Source organism: Arsenicibacter rosenii, assembly GCF_001870735.1.
GTDB classification, from domain to species: Bacteria; Bacteroidota; Bacteroidia; order Cytophagales; family Spirosomataceae; genus Arsenicibacter; species Arsenicibacter rosenii.
The window spans coordinates 186,205-204,852 of the sequence record NZ_MORL01000005.1 but is presented as its reverse complement, the minus strand read 5'-3'; the positions used below and the strand labels follow the sequence as shown (position 1 = coordinate 204,852).

General features: G+C 46.5%; 15 protein-coding genes and 1 tRNA gene. All 16 read left to right on the top strand.

The annotated features are described in order from the left end of the window. Position 1: 1 nt before the first annotated feature. The 16 genes from BLX24_RS11965 (at position 2) to cyoE (ending at position 18,648) form a co-directional block, all read left to right on the top strand. A complete protein-coding gene (locus BLX24_RS11965; protein ID WP_071503380.1) occupies positions 2-370 on the top strand; it encodes a hypothetical protein in 369 nt (122 codons plus the stop codon). A 59-nt stretch (positions 371-429) separates the two neighbouring features. Further along, positions 430-1,032 carry an OmpH/Skp family outer membrane protein gene (locus tag BLX24_RS11960; RefSeq protein ID WP_071503379.1) on the top strand — a complete coding sequence of 201 codons (603 nt, stop codon included), beginning with the start codon at positions 430-432 and terminating at the stop codon, positions 1,030-1,032. Positions 1,033-1,457: 425 nt separating this feature from the next. Further along, positions 1,458-1,919, top strand: coding sequence for an SsrA-binding protein SmpB (gene smpB / locus BLX24_RS11955; RefSeq protein WP_071503378.1), 462 nt, complete (start codon positions 1,458-1,460; stop codon positions 1,917-1,919). A gap of 123 nt (positions 1,920-2,042) precedes the next feature. Beyond that, complete coding sequence (locus BLX24_RS11950; RefSeq protein ID WP_071503377.1) at positions 2,043-2,558, top strand: HNH endonuclease; 516 nt, start codon at positions 2,043-2,045, stop codon at positions 2,556-2,558. Between the two features lie 258 nt (positions 2,559-2,816). Beyond that, complete coding sequence (rpsA, locus tag BLX24_RS11945; RefSeq protein WP_071503376.1) at positions 2,817-4,601, top strand: 30S ribosomal protein S1; 1,785 nt, start codon at positions 2,817-2,819, stop codon at positions 4,599-4,601. A gap of 198 nt (positions 4,602-4,799) precedes the next feature. Next, positions 4,800-4,870, top strand: a tRNA-Cys gene (locus BLX24_RS11940). 354 nt (positions 4,871-5,224) lie between these two features. Beyond that, entirely contained in the window at positions 5,225-6,505 is a 1,281-nt protein-coding gene (locus tag BLX24_RS11935; protein WP_229201780.1) for a cytochrome c3 family protein, read from the top strand. A 55-nt stretch (positions 6,506-6,560) separates the two neighbouring features. After that, on the top strand, positions 6,561-9,662 hold the full coding sequence (locus BLX24_RS11930; RefSeq protein WP_071503374.1) for a TAT-variant-translocated molybdopterin oxidoreductase: 3,102 nt from the start codon (positions 6,561-6,563) through the stop codon (positions 9,660-9,662). 25 nt (positions 9,663-9,687) lie between these two features. Further along, entirely contained in the window at positions 9,688-11,118 is a 1,431-nt protein-coding gene (gene nrfD, locus BLX24_RS11925) for an NrfD/PsrC family molybdoenzyme membrane anchor subunit (RefSeq protein ID WP_071503373.1), read from the top strand. A 24-nt stretch (positions 11,119-11,142) separates the two neighbouring features. Next, a complete protein-coding gene (locus BLX24_RS11920) occupies positions 11,143-11,679 on the top strand; it encodes a DUF3341 domain-containing protein (RefSeq protein WP_071503372.1) in 537 nt (178 codons plus the stop codon). A 15-nt stretch (positions 11,680-11,694) separates the two neighbouring features. Continuing rightward, positions 11,695-12,300, top strand: a complete 606-nt coding sequence (locus BLX24_RS11915) for a c-type cytochrome (protein WP_071503371.1) — start codon at positions 11,695-11,697, stop codon at positions 12,298-12,300. A 96-nt stretch (positions 12,301-12,396) separates the two neighbouring features. Beyond that, positions 12,397-13,707, top strand: a complete 1,311-nt coding sequence (locus BLX24_RS11910) for a quinol:cytochrome C oxidoreductase (protein ID WP_071503370.1) — start codon at positions 12,397-12,399, stop codon at positions 13,705-13,707. 13 nt (positions 13,708-13,720) lie between these two features. Then, a complete protein-coding gene (locus tag BLX24_RS11905) occupies positions 13,721-14,839 on the top strand; it encodes a cytochrome c oxidase subunit II (protein WP_071503369.1) in 1,119 nt (372 codons plus the stop codon). A 24-nt stretch (positions 14,840-14,863) separates the two neighbouring features. Beyond that, entirely contained in the window at positions 14,864-16,750 is a 1,887-nt protein-coding gene (locus BLX24_RS11900) for a cytochrome c oxidase subunit I (protein ID WP_071503368.1), read from the top strand. After that, entirely contained in the window at positions 16,725-17,747 is a 1,023-nt protein-coding gene (locus tag BLX24_RS11895; protein ID WP_071503367.1) for a COX15/CtaA family protein, read from the top strand. Before BLX24_RS11900 ends, BLX24_RS11895 begins: the two co-directional genes overlap by 26 nt. 1 nt (position 17,748) lies before the next feature. Next, positions 17,749-18,648, top strand: a complete 900-nt coding sequence (gene cyoE, locus BLX24_RS11890) for a heme o synthase (protein ID WP_071503366.1) — start codon at positions 17,749-17,751, stop codon at positions 18,646-18,648.

Below are 18,648 nucleotides of genomic sequence, written 5' to 3'. Positions count from 1 at the left end.
TATGCGACTTATTCTGATTATCGCCGTATTAAGTTTTGTGGCCCAGCTCCTGTTGCCCTGGTGGAGTATGGCATTAGTAGCGGCAGGCTGTTGTTACTGGCAGGGGAAACATGCCTGGCAATCATTCGGACAGGCATTTGCCGGAGCTGCGCTGGTTTGGGCTGCCTATGCGTTGCTGATTCATGTACAGACGGGTGGGATTATGACAAACCGCATGAGCCAGCTGATTATTAAAAGTACCTCACCGGCAGGAATGCTGCTTTTGACGCCGTTAGTGGCTGGTCTGGTGGCTGGTTTAGCCGGACTGGCGGGTTACTATATCCGGCAGGCAATGGCGCCCTCTCAACAAATCGTAGGGAAAAGGGCGTAATTAGGCAATGATTTTGATAATTTTGTAGAAACTATTAACAATAACTAACTGATTATCTCGTGAAGAACGCTTCGTTGATTCTTAACATCGTACTGGCTGTTGCCGTCGCTGTACTGTATTATTTGCATTTCAAAGGGACCCCATCACAAGAAACAACAGCAACAGCTGTACCTACCGAATCAAAAGGTAAGTCGATTGTTTATGTCAACGTTGACTCCCTGCTGACCAAATACGATTTTTTCAAGGATACGCAGAAAGTACTTGAAAGCAAGCGTTTTCAATTAGATAACGACCTGAACACAAAAGGCCGTAACCTGCAGAATAAAGCCGCATTTTTCCAGCAGCGCGCTCAGACAATGACCATGGATCAGGCGCGTGCTACAGAAGCTGCTTTGCAGAAAGAGCAACAGGAATTGCTGCAATACCGTGAACGGGCTGCCCAGCAACTGGCTTTGGATGAGCAAAAGAAGAACGAAGAACTTTACAACAAGATTTTTGAGTATCTGAAAAAATACAACAAAGAGAATAAATACGAGTTTGTATTAGGCTATACAAAAGGCGGCGGTATTCTTTTTGCGGATGCGCCTAATGATGTAACCAAAAAGGTTCTTGAAGGGTTAAATAAAGACTATAAATCTACGCAAGAGACGGTTAAGAAATAATTTTGCTAAATTTGGAATAGTTAAATCCATTAGTGAGTTCTTTCCGTAGATGAAAAGCGGCGTTTTGTAGAGGATGGTAATACTGGTATTATTTTTGTTAGAATCAAAACAAACCAGTTGGTACCTCTAAAAAAGTAAGTGTTCTTTACAAAACGCTGAATCTATTGTATTCTTCTGAGATAAAATAAGACAGGCACAATTATTGCTTGTATTTTTTGAAGAATACTTTTGCTTTCCTTCATACATAAAGATATCGCCTGGAAGGTATCAATGCTGTATCAGGTCTTGAGGCTGTGACTTTGGTACCGTTTTTAAAAACGCACGCATTGATCCTCCGGGCGTCTTTTTTTATTGCTCTCCTGCGAACCTCTGCCGTCTTTCTCTGTTTATTCAGCATATTCATTTATCCTCATTGATTAGTTAATATGGCATCTGCAACGATTGCAAAAGAAGTAAATATTAAAAACCGCAGAGCGTCTTTTGAGTATTACTTCATTGATACATATACCGCCGGCATTGTTCTGACCGGCACCGAAATTAAGTCGATCCGGCAAGGAAAAGTTAATTTGCAGGATGCCTATTGTTTGTTTCTGGGTGACGAATTATTTATTCGCCAGATGAGTATTTCGGCTTACACAGAAGGTACCTACAATAACCATGAACCACTCCGCGACCGGAAACTGCTGCTGACCAAAAGGGAACTGCGGAAGCTCACGGAAAAACTCAAGGATCAGGGGCTGACAATTGTACCGGTACGGTTGTATACTTCAGAACGTGGCTTTGCAAAAATGGAAATTGCGCTGGCAAAAGGGAAAAAGCTTTATGATAAGCGCGACAGCATTAAAGAGCGCGAGGCTGAGCGCAGTATGCAGCGGGAGCGGTACTGATCAGGTTAAGAAATCAAGACGTTTCTGCCCGTTATGGCATTAAGTAATTTAACGGTGAGTACATCTTGTGGAAATGTGGACAACTCTGTAAATTGCTAAAAAACAGAGAAGTTTCAACCACGTATGGGCAGGAAAGTATTAATCTTAAACCAAGACTATAGTGCGCTTAGTATCTGTTCCGTTCCAAAAGCATTTTTGCTTGTTTTTCTGAATAAGGCTGAACTAGTTGCCGAATCTGATCAATTTAAGCTTCGTACTGTTCAGGCTGAATTTCCGATGCCAACCGTAATCCGGCTACACCGGTATGTTAATCTGCCTTATAAAGGCGTTATGCTGACCCGCCAGAATATTTTTAAGCGGGACGGGCACCGGTGCCAGTACTGCGGTACGACTGAAGACCTGACGTTAGATCATGTGATGCCGAAATCGAGGGGAGGAAAAACGAACTGGGATAATTTGACAACCGCCTGTAAGCGCTGTAATTCCAAGAAAGGAGATTACACACCGGAAGAAGCGAATCTCCACATCCGGCAACGACCGTTTAAACCATCCTTCCTGCTTTTTCTGCGCGAATTTTCAGGAGCTGTCGATGCCAGCTGGATGCCGTTTATTGCTAAACGCGAGCGCCGGTATGATTAACAGGTAGCATAACCACATACGTCTGTAAACCGAGGGGTTGCCATCCGGCTAAGGGTGAGATTGTTAAATCTTCCGGCTGGTTGGTAATCCCTCGGTTATTTATTGCTGAAACTCAAACGCTTTTTGCCCAAAGAGAACTTTTTGTTACGAAAAAATCTTACCTTTGCAGTCCTTTTTACAAAGATGTAAAACTAAAATTCAGACTGCCATTTGACCCACAGTCTGATGTAGCTAAGAGGGTCAAGCAACCAAACATTTATGAGCAAAACGCAGAAAAGCGACAATCTGCCAGAATTTGACTGGGACCGGGCAGATAACAAAGGATTCGGTAGCGGGTATACGGCTGACGAACGCAGCCGCATGGAACAACTTTACAACGACACACTGTCGCAGGTAAACGAAAAAGAAGTTGTTATGGGCACCGTGGTCGGGATTACAGATCGTGAAGTGATCCTGAACATTGGTTTCAAGTCAGACGGTTTAGTTCCTGCTTCAGAATTCCGGGATTTGCCGGACCTGAAAATGGGTGACGAAGTTGAAGTTTACGTAGAAAACCAGGAAGACCCGAACGGGCAGCTGGTGCTGTCTCGTAAGAAAGCCAAGGTAATCACAGCATGGCAAAAAATTCAGAAGGCTCTGGACGAAGACCTCATTATCGATGGTTTCGTGAAGCGCCGGACGAAAGGTGGTCTGATTGTAGATATTTACAGTATCGAAGCATTCTTACCAGGTTCGCAGATCGATGTGAAACCAATCCGCGACTTCGACATCTTCGTTGGTAAGAAAATGGAAGTTAAGGTCGTTAAGATCAACTATGCGAACGACAACGTGGTTGTGTCGCACAAAGTACTGATCGAGAAAGACCTTGAAGCACAACGTACTCAGATCCTGAACAACCTTGAGAAAGGTCAGGTACTGGAAGGCGTTATCAAGAACATGACCAACTTCGGTGTGTTCATCGATCTGGGTGGTGTCGACGGTCTGTTGCACATTACCGATATTTCATGGGGCCGGATCAATCACCCGTCAGAAGTACTGCACCTCGATCAGCGTGTGAACGTTGTTGTGCTTGACTTTGATGAGGACAAGAAGCGGATCTCATTAGGGATGAAACAACTGCAGGCTCATCCTTGGGATGCACTTGCTGAAGATATCCAGGTTGGCTCGAAAGTGAAGGGCCGGATCGTAAACGTAGCTGACTACGGTGCGTTCCTGGAAATCATGCCGGGCGTTGAAGGCTTGATCCACGTTTCTGAAATGTCATGGTCACAGCACCTGCGTAACCCACAGGAATTCCTGAAAGTGGGCGACGAAGTTGAAGCTGTTGTTCTGACACTGGACCGCTCCGAGCGCAAAATGTCACTGGGCATTAAACAACTGACAGAAGATCCCTGGACTCGTCCGGAACTGCGTACGAAATATGCCGTTGGTACAAAACACAAAGGTGTAGTTCGTAACCTGACCAACTTCGGTCTGTTCCTTGAACTGGAAGAAGGGATCGACGGTCTGGTACACGTATCTGACCTGTCATGGACGAAGAAGATCAAGCATCCTTCAGACTTCATCAAAGTTGGTGAAGAACTGGAAGTGATTGTACTTGAACTGGACGTTGAAAACCGTCGTCTGGCGTTAGGCCACAAGCAACTGGAAGAGAACCCATGGGATACGTTTGAGTCTGTATTCTATGTAGGATCAACACACCGTTGCACAATCCTGAGCAAAAACGACAAAGTAGCTACACTGGAGCTGCCATACGGCATCGAAGGTTTCTGCTCGATCAAGAATCTGGCGAAAGAAGACGGTTCACTGGCCGAAGTTGGTGAGTCACTTGACTTCAAAGTAACCGAGTTCTCGAAAGAAGAGAAACGTATCATGCTGTCGCATACAAAGACATGGCAGGAAAAAGACGAGCCTAAAAAAGAAGCGAAGCCTAAAGCCCCTAAAGCTGAGAAAGCCGCTCCTGCACAGGCTGAGCGTGGTGCTACGTTAGGTGATCTTGATGCACTGGCTGCATTGAAAGAGCAACTGGAAGGGAAAAAATAATCAATAGCCGTCTGCCTGTCGGGCACCGGATATTGAGGAGGGTCGGATTGGTCAGCGATACAGACACTGTCTTATCGTTGCCGGATTCGACCCTTTTTAATTTTTACGATATTTTTTGAGGCGGTATTGTGATAAAAACATTTTTCTTCTAGTTTTGCAGTCCCGTTTGTCAGCAATGACAGATGTGACATACAAAACGGTTCCGTGGCCGAGTGGCTAGGCAGAGGTCTGCAAAACCTTCTACAGCGGTTCGAATCCGCTCGGAACCTCAAAAATCCCTGTATCGACAAAATGTTGGTACAGGGATTTTTATTTTTTACCGATTTTGAATGCTGAAATCAGACAGTATAAGTAATGTTTATATGATTAAAATAATGATAGAATAGTTGAATTAATTAATCGTAGAAAAATTTATTTTTTACAAAGAAAAACTGGATAAACGGTAAGGAAAATCGCTCAGAAAACTGCCAATCAGCTAGTTGCTTAGAAAAGTTATAAATAAAGGTGGCATGGAAAATAAAAAAACCATTTTTTGACTGAATAGCAATCCTGCATTACTTTTGTGTGCCAATAATAAGTTGGTAAAAAGTATGTATCAACAGTCAATGAATAAGCAATTTGCAATGAGTCGCTTATCGACGTTTTGCGGAGCATTCGCTCTGTCACTGGCAATCCTGGTTGGTAGTGGTCAGGCAATGGCGCAGGACTCGGCTGCCGGAGGAGATCCGGCTGCGGCTACTTCGGCACCCGCCGGTGGTGGCGGAGACGTAGAAAAAGGGAAGTCGTTGTTCACTAACAACTGTGCCCAATGTCATGCTGCTTCCGATGAAGTAGTGGTCGGTCCTGGCCTGAAAGGCGTTCGTCAGCGTACACCTGGCGAAGACTGGCTTAAGAAATGGATCCGTAACTCGCAGGCCGTTGTGGCGAGCGGAGATGCGTACGCAGTAGGTGTGTACAACAAGTTCAATAAAATCGCGATGTCAAGCTTCCCGAACCTGTCGGATTCTGACATCACGAGCATTCTGGATTACATTGATTCAGCTAACGCTGCTCCGGCGGCGGCAGCTACGGCTGTTCCGGCGGCAGGTGGTCAGGCTACTGCTGCGGCAACGTCTGAATCACCATCAAACCTCTTTACGTTTGTACTGGTCGCACTGTTAGTGGTTATGTTACTGGTATTAGGTGTTCTGCTGGCGATTGTATCCATTCTGTCGAAGGCTGTTACCCCTGCAGGCGGGGAAGGTACGACTGAAGCTCCGTTTATGCAGCGCCTACGGGATGGCCTGACCAATACAATCAACAATCCGGTTGCCCGTTCAATTGTGATCTGGATTTTCCTGTTTGTTGTTGTTAAGTCAACGCTTGACGGCCTGTACGGTATCGGTATCCAGCAGGGATATGCACCGAAACAGCCAATCGCGTATTCGCACAAGCTGCATGCCGGTCAATACAAAATTGACTGTAACTATTGCCATACGGGTGCAAACCGCGGGAAATCGGCAACGATTCCTTCGGCCAACATTTGTATGAATTGCCACGGTGTCATCAAAAAAGAATCGCCGGAAATTCAGAAAATCTACGCAGCCATCGAGCAGAACCGTCCTATCGAATGGATCCGCGTTCATAACCTGCCTGATCTGGCTTATTTCAATCACGCCCAGCATGCCAATGTCGGTAATATTCAGTGCCAGACCTGTCATGGTGAGATTGAAAAAATGGAAGTAGTTGAGCAACGGTCCTCTTTAACAATGGGCTGGTGTATCGATTGCCACCGGAAAACAGAAGTTAACACAAAAGACAACGCTTATTACGACAAGCTGGTTGCCCTGCACCGTAAGGAAAGCAAAGAGCCGCTTAAAGTGGCAAACATTGGTGGTCTGGAGTGTTCAAAATGCCACTATTAATTTCCACCACTTCGGTGACTCAAAGAAAAGGGTAATCTGACGTATTAAAGCACGCATGGAAAATACATCTAAACGGTATTGGAAGGGTGTCGAAGAACTTCGTAACGATGTTAAATTTGTAAAAAACGCGAACAGCGAATTTTCGAATGTAAACTCGGCCGATGATCTTCTGGGAGGCTCTAACACACAACGCCGTGACTTCCTGAAAGCAATGGGCTTTAGCATCGCTGCTGTATCATTAGCAGCCTGTGAGGCCCCTGTTCGTAAGGCAATTCCTTATCTGAACAAACCGGAATTTACATTCCCGTCAATTTCTGATTACTACGCTTCAACTTACATTGAAGGTGGTGATTATGCCAGTATCCTGGTCGAAACACGGGAAGGCCGGCCAATCAAAATTGAAGGTAACCCTTCGTCGAGCATCACAAAAGGCGGTACAACTGCCCGTGTGCAGGCGTCGGTTTTGTCATTATATGACATCGACAAGCTGAAAGGTCCTAAAAAAGGTGAAGCTGATGCTGACTGGGCCACAGTTGACCGGGAAATCGTTAGCCAACTGAATGCTGTTGCTGGTCGTAGCGGAGCAATCCGCATCGTTACATCAACGATCCTGAGCCCTTCAACAAAAGCCGTTATTGCTGAATTTACGGCGAAATATCCGACGACTCAGCATGTTATGTATGATGCCAACTCATCATTCGGTATCGTACAGGCCAACCAGGCGTCGTTTGGTAAGGCCGTTGTTCCTTCTTATGATTTCAGCAAAGCAAAAACAATCGTAAGTATCGGGGCTGATTTCCTGGGTACCTGGGTTGCACCGCTGGAATTCGCAAAACCGTATGCGCAGACGCGTAAGCTGAGTGCGACTAAAAAAGAGATGTCGCGCCATTATCAGTTTGAGACAATCCTGTCGATGACTGGTTCAAACGCTGACTATCGCGGCACGTACAAGCCTTCGCAGGAAGGTCTGGTAGTTGCGGCTCTTTACAATAAAGTGGCTGCGAAACTGGGTGGTTCACCAATCAGTGCGCCTGCAGTAGACATTCGTTATCTGGATAAGGCAGCAAATGACCTGATTGCTTCACGCGGTGCGGCTCTGGTTGTTGCTGGTTCTAATGACCCGAATGTTCAGATTGTTGTAAACGCCCTGAACAGCTTGCTGGGCAGCTACGGAACAACAATCGATATCAATACACCGATCAATTACCGTCAGGGAAATGACGTGCAGATGAACGCATTTATTGATGCGGCGAAGGCAGGTCAGGTTCAGGCGGTTCTTTTCTTTGGTGCCAATCCGGTTTATGATCACCCGCGTGGTGCTGAACTGGCTCAGGCGTTACCAAAAGTACAGCTTTCGGTTTCGTTTGCTGATCGGGCCGAAGAAACGGCATCATTGTGTAAGTTCATCACACCGGCTCCGCATTTCCTGGAGAGCTGGGGCGATGCAGAACCTAAGGCTGGCTTCTATAGCCTGATGCAGCCAACCATCACGAATATTTTCAAGACACGCCAGTTCCAGTCAAGCTTGTTGACATGGGCCGGTAAGTCAGGTGATTATGCGGCATTCCTGAAAGGTTTCTGGCGGACAACGATCTTCCCTAAAGCCGGTGGCGGTTCATTTGAATCATTCTGGGTTAAAACACTGAATGACGGCGTGTTTGAGCCAGCTAAAGGAGTAGCCGCAGCCGGTGCATCCTTTAATACAGCCAGCTTAGCCACTGCTGCACCTGCTGTTGCTTCACGGTATAAAGCCGCTAACGACGGTATTGAACTGGCTATCTACGAAAAAGTTGGTTTAGGTACTGGTTCATCCGCTAATAACCCATGGTTACAGGAATTGCCGGATCCGGTCTCTAAAGCTTGCTGGGATAATTATGCTGCTATTTCACAGCGTACAGCATCTGAGTTAGGCCTGGAGCAGGGTGATCTGGTGAATGTAACTGTAGATGGCAAGCCGGCTATTGAACTGCCGGTGCTGGTACAGCCGGGCCAGGCCGATAAAACGGTAGCTGTCGCTATCGGATATGGCCGTGAAAAAGCCGGTAAAGCTGCCAATGGTGTTGGAAAAAGCGCTTTCCCGCTGGCATCAGTAGCGAACGGTTATGTTGTGTTCTCAGGTGTTAGTGCAAAAGTTGAAAAATCAAGCGGTAAACGTGAGATTGCTCAGACACAAACGCACGACACGGTAATGGGCCGTCATGCCGTATTGCAGGAGTCTGTACTGGCCGAATATAAAAAGAACCCGAAAGCGGGCCGTCACGAGCCGAAAGTGGTAACGTCGGAAGGCGTAACAGATGCTACAAACATTACCTTGTGGCACGGATACGGTAAGCCTAACCACTCATGGGGTATGGTTATCGACCTGAACTCATGTATCGGTTGTGGTGCCTGTGTCGTCGGCTGTAATGCTGAAAATAACATCCAGGTAGTTGGTCGCGACGAAGTAATTATGCGTCGTGAAATGCACTGGATGCGTATTGACCGCTACTATAGCAGCGATGCTGATGTAGAAAATATGGGGATGATTGCTGGCTTTCAGGCGCTTGAAGTAGCTTCTGAAAATCCGGAAGTTACTTTCCAGCCAATGCTTTGCCAGCACTGTACAAACGCTCCTTGCGAGACGGTATGCCCTGTATTGGCTACAACGCACAGCACAGAAGGGTTGAACCAGATGACATACAACCGTTGTGTGGGTACCCGTTACTGTGCGAACAACTGTCCATATAAAGTACGTCGCTTTAACTGGTTCAAGTACTTCGATAACGATAACTTCGATTACCATTTCAATAACGATTTAGGTAAAATGGTTATCAACCCTGATGTAACAGTTCGTTCACGCGGGGTAATCGAAAAATGTTCATTCTGCGTACAGCGTATTCAGGAAGGTAAACTGACAGCGAAGAAAGAACGTCGCCGGTTATTGCCTGATGAAGTGCAGACAGCTTGTTCACAGGCTTGTCCGACAGACGCCATTACGTTTGGTGACATGAACAATCCGGAAAGCAGCATTTCAAAAATTCTGGCATCAGAAGAACAGGGGCGCGCTTTCCACGTACTGGAAGAAATCAACGTCCGGCCACAGATCGCTTATCTGACAAAAATCCGGAATAAGGATGCTGAGCCGAAAAAAGAGGCTAAAAAAGAAGAACACGCGTAAACCGTATATCGTAAATTAGAAATCTATGTCGCATATCACTTCACCCGTAAGAACTCCGCTCGTCACAGGAGGTAAAACCTACGCTGACGTAACGGAGGATGTGAGCAGACAGGTAGAAGGCCGTCCGACCCGCGAGTGGACCATTGCATTTACTATCTCAGTGATAGTATTGATATACGGTGCCGCGTGCGTATTCTGGACATGGTGGGAAGGTCTGGGCGTCTGGGGTTTGAATAAAACCGTAGGTTGGGCCTGGGATATCACCAACTTCGTATGGTGGGTAGGTATCGGTCACGCCGGTACACTGATCTCTGCCATCTTATTGCTCTTCCGTCAGAAATGGCGGACTGCCGTAAACCGTGCCGCAGAGGCGATGACTATCTTCGCCGTTATCTGTGCTGCGAGCTTTATCCTGATGCACATGGGCCGTCCATGGCTGGCTCTTTGGGCGTTACCACTGCCTAATACCTTTGGGTCACTGTGGGTAAACTTTAAGTCGCCACTAGTTTGGGACGTATTCGCCATCAGTACGTACTTTACTGTATCGCTTGTGTTCTGGTACATTGGTCTGGTTCCTGACCTGGCTACCATCCGTGACCGTGCAAAAAGTAAAGTATCGCGTTATATCTACGGTGCATTCTCATTAGGATGGAACGGATCAGCAAAAACATGGGCTCGTTATGAGTACATCAGTCTGATCCTGGCGGGTCTGTCAACACCACTGGTATTGTCAGTACACACCATTGTATCCTTTGACTTTGCTACATCAGTTATTCCTGGCTGGCACACAACCATCTTCCCTCCATACTTCGTTGCGGGTGCGATCTTCTCAGGCTTTGCCATGGTGCAAAACCTGATGCTGATTATCCGTGTCGTATTTAAGCTGGAAGATTACATTACATTCGAACACATCGAGTCGATGAACAAAGTCATTACCCTGACCGGTTCGATTGTAGGTGTTGCCTACCTGACAGAATTCTTCATTGCCTGGTATTCAGGTGTTGAGTTTGAAAGCTACGCGTTTATCAACCGTGCAACCGGTCCTTACTGGTGGGCATACTGGGCGATGATGACCTGTAACGTAATTTCGCCGCAGCTGTTCTGGTCACGTGCCATCCGCCGGAGCGTAGTATGGACATTTGTTCTGTCAGTGGTTGTAAACATCGGTATGTGGTTCGAGCGTTTTGTAATCATTGTGACATCACTGCACCGTGATTATCTGCCATCGAGCTGGGCGATGTTCCACCCGACACTGTTCGATATCAGCGACTATATTTTCTCGTTCGGTCTTTTCTTCACGCTCTTCCTGCTGTTCTCGAAATTCCTGCCGGTTGTAAACATGGCTGAAGTGAAGACTGTCATCAAGTCGTCGTCAGAAACACTGCCTAAATCAGTGTCAGGCGTAGCAAAAGGGGAGCGGGTAACCAAACCAGCATTCAACAAGGATGCTGAATAACAAAACTGATCGGAAGTTAAGACAATGGCAGAATCTCACGGTAGCGCTAGTAAATTTTTAGTCGGCATTTTTGATGATGACGATGTAGTACTTAAGGCCGTAAAAGAGGTGAAGGACGCCGGTGTACGTATTCATGAAGTATACTCGCCGTTTCCTATTCACGGTCTGGACGTAGCCTTAGGTCATCCCCGTACACGGATCGGTATTGCCGCATTCCTGTTCGGTCTGACAGGTACATTAACAGCCTTAACGCTGACGATGTACACGGAAAAGCTTGATTGGCCAATGGTGGTTGGTGGTAAAGACTCTTACTCATTCCCGGTGTATATCCCGATTATTTTTGAGTTAACAGTCTTGTTCTGTGCGCTTGGCATGGTAGGTACATTTATTGTATCCAATGGCCTCGGCCCCACTGTTAAGCCACTGATGTTTGATCTTCGTACAACAGATAACAAGTTTGCCATGGCCATTGATCTGGGCAAAAACAAACTTGATGAAACGAAAATCGAGCAAATTCTGAAAGCTTCAGGAGCAGCTGAAGTAAACGTTAAACAGTTCTAATCACCAAAATTGGCAATGGCTATCAAGCATATCAGCATATCAGCCCTGGCAATCCTGAGCGTGGTCGTGATGGGAACTTCCTGCAAACGCGGTCATGATGATACAGGTACGGAATTTGCGCCGAACATGTATGAACCGGTTGGTTATGAGCCATATAAGCAGACACGTGAGCATCCTTACAACGCTTATGGTCTGAATATGCGCTTACCGGCAAAGGGTACAGTGGCACGGCCGAACTACCATACATCGTTTGGTACAGGCGACAGCACAGTGAAAGACCTAATGATTTATAACATCCCTGCAGACAGCATCGGCATTGCAGAACGTGTACTGAAAAACCCGGTTCCTTCGAATGAAAAAACATTGGAAGAAGGGAAAGTTCTGTACGGACGTTACTGCCAGCACTGCCATGGCGAGGGTGGCAAAGGAGATGGCTTAGTAGGCAAGATGTACAAAGGTGTACCAAGTTACTCCGCAGATGCCTATAAGACAATGAACGACGGGCATATCTTCCACGTGATCACAAACGGTAAAGGCCGGATGTGGCCGCATGGTTCACAGGTAACGCCTGAAGAGCGCTGGAAAATCGTTCACTACGTTCATAAATTACAAGAAGGATAATAGATTATTTCAGGTTTCGAGGGAGTGCCGGTCAAACTGGCCGGGCTGCCCCGAATCAACCGTTCCTGAAATCTAAAACTACTTAATACATTAAAAATGGCATCTGTTCACGCAATACCATCGCTCGACGAACAGTATGAGTTTACAGCAGAATCAAAACGCCGATTAATCATTGGTATTGTCGCTGGTGTAGCTTTGGTTGGTCTTGGCGCATACTTACTGGCATCTGGTGCCGGTAGTCATGAGGCTCATCATGGAGCGGCTCATGCTGCTGCCGGTCACGAGCATGCTGGTGCTCACCATGAGTACAAATGGACGACCCGTCTGTGGGCAAACGTTTGGGTTAATGCAGTATACTTTACCGGCGTTTCTGTTGTCGGTATGTTCTTTTTGTCGTACAACTATCTGGCGCAGGCGGGTTGGTCATCTGCTTTCAAGCGGATTCCTGAAGCTATGCCGGCCTTCCTTCCGGTTACAGGGTTAATTATGCTGGCCGTATTTTTTATTGCCGGCCATGATCTTTTTCACTGGACACACGAAGGATTATACGATCCGAACAGCCCTGAATTTGATCCGATCATCAACGGTAAAAAAGGCTTTCTGAATAAGCCGTTCTACCTGATCCGGATGGTAGCATATTTCGGGTTGTGGTACGGTCTGTGGCGTGTACTGCGTAATCTGTCGCTGCAGGAAGATTTGTACGGTGGTACAGAGTACTACAACAAAAGCATTAAGTTCGGAACTATCTTCCTGGTTGTATTTGGTGTAACATCATCAACATCAGCCTGGGATTTTGTGATGTCAATCGACACACACTGGTTCTCAACAATGTTTGGCTGGTATACACTGGCAAGCTGGCACGTAACAGGTCTGGCAGTTATGACATTAACTGTTGTGACACTGAAAGAGCAGGGTTATCTGAAATGGGTTAACCAGAGCCACCTGCATGATTTAGGTAAATTCATGTTTGCTTTCAGTATCTTCTGGACGTATGTATGGTTTGCTCAGTTCATGCTGATTTACTATGCTAACTTACCTGAAGAAACAATCTACTACCGTGAGCGTTTCAGCGGTTACGGCGAAAAGTATCTGGTAACATTTTGGGTTAACCTTTTCTTAAACTTTGCGTTCCCATTCCTTGTTTTAATGACAAGAGATGCGAAGCGTACAACAATCTTCCTGAAGATTGCTGCCTGGGGCATTATTGTTGGTCACTACTTTGACTTTTACAATAACATTATGCCGGGTACAGTTGGTGAGCATGGTGGTTTCGGTCCGATTGAATTCGGTATGATCCTGATTTTTGCCTGTGGTTTTATCTGGTCTTTATCGACTCAGCTGACGAAGGCTAATCTGGTGCCGAAAAATCACCCGATGTTAGAAGAGGCATTACACCACGATATTTAACCTGTCGAATTGTATGGTTTATCTTGTAGGCTTATTATCTATAATATTTCTGGCACTCGCAGCCCTGGTTGTATCCAGAATGGCGGCGGTGGTGCGGAATGTCAACGGTCCTGTTGAAGAAGGCCGTATTGGCATGAGCAACCGTATTAACGGAGCACTGTTTATGGTGTTTTTTGTACTGGCAATGATCGGCTTTGTCCTTTCATTCATGAGTGCAAAACAATACTTCTTACCTGAAGCCGGTTCAATCCACGGACGCCGGACGGATACGCTTTTCTGGATTTCAATGGCAATTGTAACGGCAGCGTTTGTGGTTACAAACGCCTTGTTGTTCTTCTTCGCCTATAAATACCAGTATCGTGAAGGAAAGCGGGCATCTTACTATCCGGAAAACCACAAGCTGGAATTGATCTGGACGGTTATTCCTGCGGTTGTTATGGCGGTTATGGTATTCACTGGCTGGAGAGCATGGCGTGATATCATGTCAGAAGCCCCTCAGGACGCACAGGTTATCGAAATCGTTGGCAAACAGTTTAACTGGATTACCCGTTATCCGGGTGTTGACGACAATAAACTGGGCGCATACAACTATAAGTTAACAGACAGCAACAACGAAGTAGGCGTTGATTTCAGCGACGAAGCTTCTTTTGATGATTTTGTTAACTCGCAGGGCGAACTGCATATTCCGGTAGGAAAACCTGTCTTGTTGAAAATCCGTGCCCGCGACGTGCTGCACAGCGTATTCATTCCGCACCTGCGGGTGAAGATGGATGCTGTGCCCGGCATGCCAACCCGTTTCTGGTTCGTTGCCGACAAAACAACGGAAGAAATGCGGAACGTAACGGGTAACCCTGACTTCAACTATGAATTAGCCTGTACAGAAGTTTGTGGCCGTGGTCACTTCTCAATGCGTGCTAAAATTGTTGTTGAAGACGAAGCTTCATGGAAGAAGTGGTGCTCAGAGCAAAAGCCGTTGCTGACGACATATCCTGAGTATGCTTCACGGATTCCGGCAAACCTGAAAGCAAAAGCAGCGAAGTATCTGCCAACAGAAACAGCCGCTCCTTCAGACAGCACAACAGCATCTACGCAGGAAGGTGGAGCGAGCTCTGCCAGTGTTTCACTTCGATAACTTAACTTAACTAAACCAATAACGATGGCGACTGTCGACACAAGCCTGGTGCATGACGCTCACACACATGAGCACGATCACCATGAGCCACAAAGTTTTTGGCGGACATACGTTTTCTCGGAAGACCACAAGACCATTGCGAAGCAGTACCTGATTACAGGTATCTTATGGGCGGTTATCGGGATCGGTATGTCAATCATTTTCCGACTCCAGTTAGGATTCCCTAAAATGAGTATGGCCTGGTTGAAGCCAATTCTTGGTGAATGGATTAATGAATCAAACCAGCTTGATCCTAATTTTTATCTGGCCTTAGTAACAATGCATGGTACCATTATGGTATTCTTTGTATTGACGGCAGGCTTGAGCGGTACGTTTTCAAACTTCCTGATTCCTTTACAGGTAGGTGCCCGTGATATGGCATCAGGTTTCCTGAACATGCTTTCATACTGGTTCTTCTTTGTGGCCGGGGTAATTATGTTCAGTTCATTGCTGATTGAAACAGGACCTGCAGGTGGTGGCTGGGTTGTTTATCCGCCATTGAGTGCATTACCACAGGCAAACCCTGGCTCAGGTCTGGGTATGACACTTTGGCTGGTCAGTATGGCACTGTTTATCGTGTCGCAGTTGTTAGGTGGTATCAACTACATTACAACGGTGATCAACCTGCGTACGCGTGGTATGACATTCAGCAAGCTGCCTCTGACCATCTGGGCATTCTTCCTGACGGCCGTACTGGGTCTGATTTCATTCCCTGTACTTCTTTCGGCTGCCTTGCTGCTGATTTTTGATCGTAGTTTCGGCACAAGCTTTTATTTGTCAGAAATCTACATCAACGGTGAGGCACTGCCAAACGTGGGTGGTAGCCCGATCCTGTTCCAGCACTTATTCTGGTTCCTGGGTCACCCTGAAGTATATATCGTAATGCTTCCGGCATTAGGGATTACCTCAGAGATTATTGCCACAAACTCACGTAAGCCAATCTTTGGTTACCGTGCGATGATTGCGTCTATGTTGGGGATTGCATTCCTGGCCTTTATCGTGTGGGCACACCACATGTTTGTGACCGGTATGAACCCGTTCCTGGGCTCAATCTTTATGTTCCTGACACTGATCATTGCGGTACCTTCTGCGGTAAAAGCGTTTAACTACATTACAACATTGTGGCGCGGAAACATCCGCTTTACACCGGCAATGTTGTTCTCAATCGGTCTCGTATCCTTCTTTATTTCGGGTGGTGTGACGGGTCTGATTTTAGGTAATTCTGCACTGGATATTCAATTGCACGATACCTATTTCGTAGTTGCTCACTTCCACCTTGTAATGGGTGCATCATCTGCATTTGGTCTGTTAGCGGGTGTATACCACTGGTTCCCTAAAATGTTTGGCCGGATGATGAATGAAAAGCTTGGCTACATTCACTTCTGGTTATCATTTGCCGGCATTTATTGCGTATTCTTCCCGATGCACTATACCGGTATTGCCGGTTTCCCTCGCCGTTACTACGCTTTCACAAGCTACGAATGGACGAAAACCATCTTTACCGACCTGAATGCCTTTATTTCAATTGCAGCCATTGTTTCGTTTGGTGCCCAGTTTCTGTTCCTGTTTAACTTCTTCTATAGCTTGTTCCGTGGCCGTAAGGCAACCCAGAACCCATGGAAGTCGAACACGCTGGAGTGGACAACGCCAATCGAACCGGGTCATGGCAACTGGCCGGGCGAAATCCCTGCAGTTTATCGTTGGCCTTACGATTATAGCAAACCTGGTGCAGCGGATGATTTCATCCCTCAAACCGTTCCATATTCTCAGACTCCGGAGTCGAACCTGCCTCATGAAAATGAGCTGATCGCATTCGAGAAAGAGATTGAGGAGGCAGAAAACTTAAATGACCAGTTCCGTCAACCTCACTAACAAGCAGGAACAGCAGTTCCGGAGACTGGCTCTTCTAACCGTAATTATCATCTACCTGGTTATCCTGGCAGGTGGTATCGTTAGAGGAACAGGCTCCGGAATGGGCTGTCCCGACTGGCCCAAATGTTTCGGGCAATGGGTACCTCCAACGGATGTATCGCAACTCCCTTCAAATTACCAGGAAATTTACAGTCACCGGGGATATGCCAATACCGCATTTAATCCGGTGAAAACCTGGATCGAGTACCTGAACCGTCTTTTAGGCGTCTTAACGGGTATATTCATCTTCCTTACCTTCATTACATCAACCCGTTTCTGGAAAAAAGACAGGACAATCACTATTCTGAGCTTTGCCGCATTTTTGCTGGTTGGCTTTGAAGGGTGGCTGGGTGCTAAGGTCGTATCCAATGTACTTGCGCCATGGATCATCACACTGCATATGTTGTTATCCATTGTAATCGTAGGTATATTACTTTATGTGACTGCACGATCCTATTCAACTGTAGTACAGATTACCACTCTGGAAAGCCGTCAACTGATAAACCGGTTTCTTGTTATCGGTTCGTTTGTGCTGTTGCTTCAGATATTGCTGGGAACACAAGTGCGTGAAGAGGTCGATTATGTCGCAGAACGGCTCGGTGAAGCCGGGCGGGGAGAATGGGCGGATCACTTAGGAATTAAGTTCATCATCCACCGTTCGTTTACCTGGATTGTGGTCATTTCACAGCTGATCTGGTACCGGAGCCTGCGTAAGCAAAAGGCACAGGGATTAGTAAGCACACTGGGAAATGCCATTATCGGATTAACAGTCGCACAAATTGCCACAGGTATTCTCCTGGCCTATTTCGGAATGCCCGCTTTCGGGCAGCCGATGCATCTGACATTGTCAGTTATTACGCTGGGGATTCAATTTGTGTTGATTTTGTTATTAAATCGGGAAAGGTTCTTTCCTGCAATTTATGATAGCCGGACTAACCCGGGAAAAGCGTTCGCATAATATGATTACGGTTGAGGAGCAAGTAGAATCGTCGCGACAGAAGTGGAGGGCAAAATTCAAGGCATACATTGAATTGCTTAAACTTAGACTAGCGGTCATTGTTGGTTTATCCGGTGCGTTAGGGTATATGCTTGGGGTAGAACAGGAATACTCGCCGGGTATGATTCTGCTCTTCAGCGTAAGCGGATTAATGATTACCGGTGCGGCTAACGCTACAAACCAGGTACTCGAAATTGAGCTTGACCGGATGATGAAGCGCACGGGTCAGCGGCCTTTACCATCGGGACGGTTAAGTAAACGAAATGCGTTATGGTTTGCTGCCATTCTGTTGTTTGGCGGCATTCTGATACAAGCCTTGTATTATAATCCGTTAACGGCAGCCATATCATTTATCTCATACCTGCTCTACAGTTTTGCCTATACACCATTAAAGCGTGTAGGACCGATTGCTGTTTTTGTAGGGGCTATTCCGGGTGGGCTACCACCACTGATTGGCATCGTTGCGGCTAAAGGCGTAATTGATCTTGAAGCAATCGTATTGTTTGCGGTACAGTTTGTCTGGCAGTTCCCGCATTTCTGGGCAATTGCATGGGTGCTGGATGAGGATTATAAAAAAGCCGGCTTCCGGTTATTGCCGCTGAACCGACCTAAATCGCTGGAGACGGCATTAATTGTGATGGTGTTTACCCTGGTTTTGTTACCATTAGGGATTTTGCCTACGCAATTTGGTTTTACCGGACAACTGGCAGCCTGGGTAACAACAATTTGCGGTATTGCTTTCCTATACCTTAATCTGCGGCTGGTACGGCAAGGAACCGACAAAAATGCGCTAGTATTGATGTTTGGTTCGTTTTTATACCTGCCAATCGTACAGATTGTTTACGTTCTAGACAAGATTTGA

Coding starts and splice junctions, on each gene's coding strand:
- BLX24_RS11895 (WP_071503367.1), top strand. CDS start 16,725: ATGACCAGTTCCGTCAACCTCACTAACAAGCAGGAACAGCAGTTCCGG.
- cyoE (WP_071503366.1), top strand. CDS start 17,749: ATGATTACGGTTGAGGAGCAAGTAGAATCGTCGCGACAGAAGTGGAGG.
- BLX24_RS11935 (WP_229201780.1), top strand. CDS start 5,225: ATGAGTCGCTTATCGACGTTTTGCGGAGCATTCGCTCTGTCACTGGCA.
- BLX24_RS11920 (WP_071503372.1), top strand. CDS start 11,143: ATGGCAGAATCTCACGGTAGCGCTAGTAAATTTTTAGTCGGCATTTTT.
- BLX24_RS11905 (WP_071503369.1), top strand. CDS start 13,721: ATGGTTTATCTTGTAGGCTTATTATCTATAATATTTCTGGCACTCGCA.
- BLX24_RS11930 (WP_071503374.1), top strand. CDS start 6,561: ATGGAAAATACATCTAAACGGTATTGGAAGGGTGTCGAAGAACTTCGT.
- BLX24_RS11910 (WP_071503370.1), top strand. CDS start 12,397: ATGGCATCTGTTCACGCAATACCATCGCTCGACGAACAGTATGAGTTT.
- smpB (WP_071503378.1), top strand. CDS start 1,458: ATGGCATCTGCAACGATTGCAAAAGAAGTAAATATTAAAAACCGCAGA.
- BLX24_RS11965 (WP_071503380.1), top strand. CDS start 2: ATGCGACTTATTCTGATTATCGCCGTATTAAGTTTTGTGGCCCAGCTC.
- BLX24_RS11950 (WP_071503377.1), top strand. CDS start 2,043: ATGGGCAGGAAAGTATTAATCTTAAACCAAGACTATAGTGCGCTTAGT.
- nrfD (WP_071503373.1), top strand. CDS start 9,688: ATGTCGCATATCACTTCACCCGTAAGAACTCCGCTCGTCACAGGAGGT.
- BLX24_RS11915 (WP_071503371.1), top strand. CDS start 11,695: ATGGCTATCAAGCATATCAGCATATCAGCCCTGGCAATCCTGAGCGTG.
- rpsA (WP_071503376.1), top strand. CDS start 2,817: ATGAGCAAAACGCAGAAAAGCGACAATCTGCCAGAATTTGACTGGGAC.
- BLX24_RS11900 (WP_071503368.1), top strand. CDS start 14,864: ATGGCGACTGTCGACACAAGCCTGGTGCATGACGCTCACACACATGAG.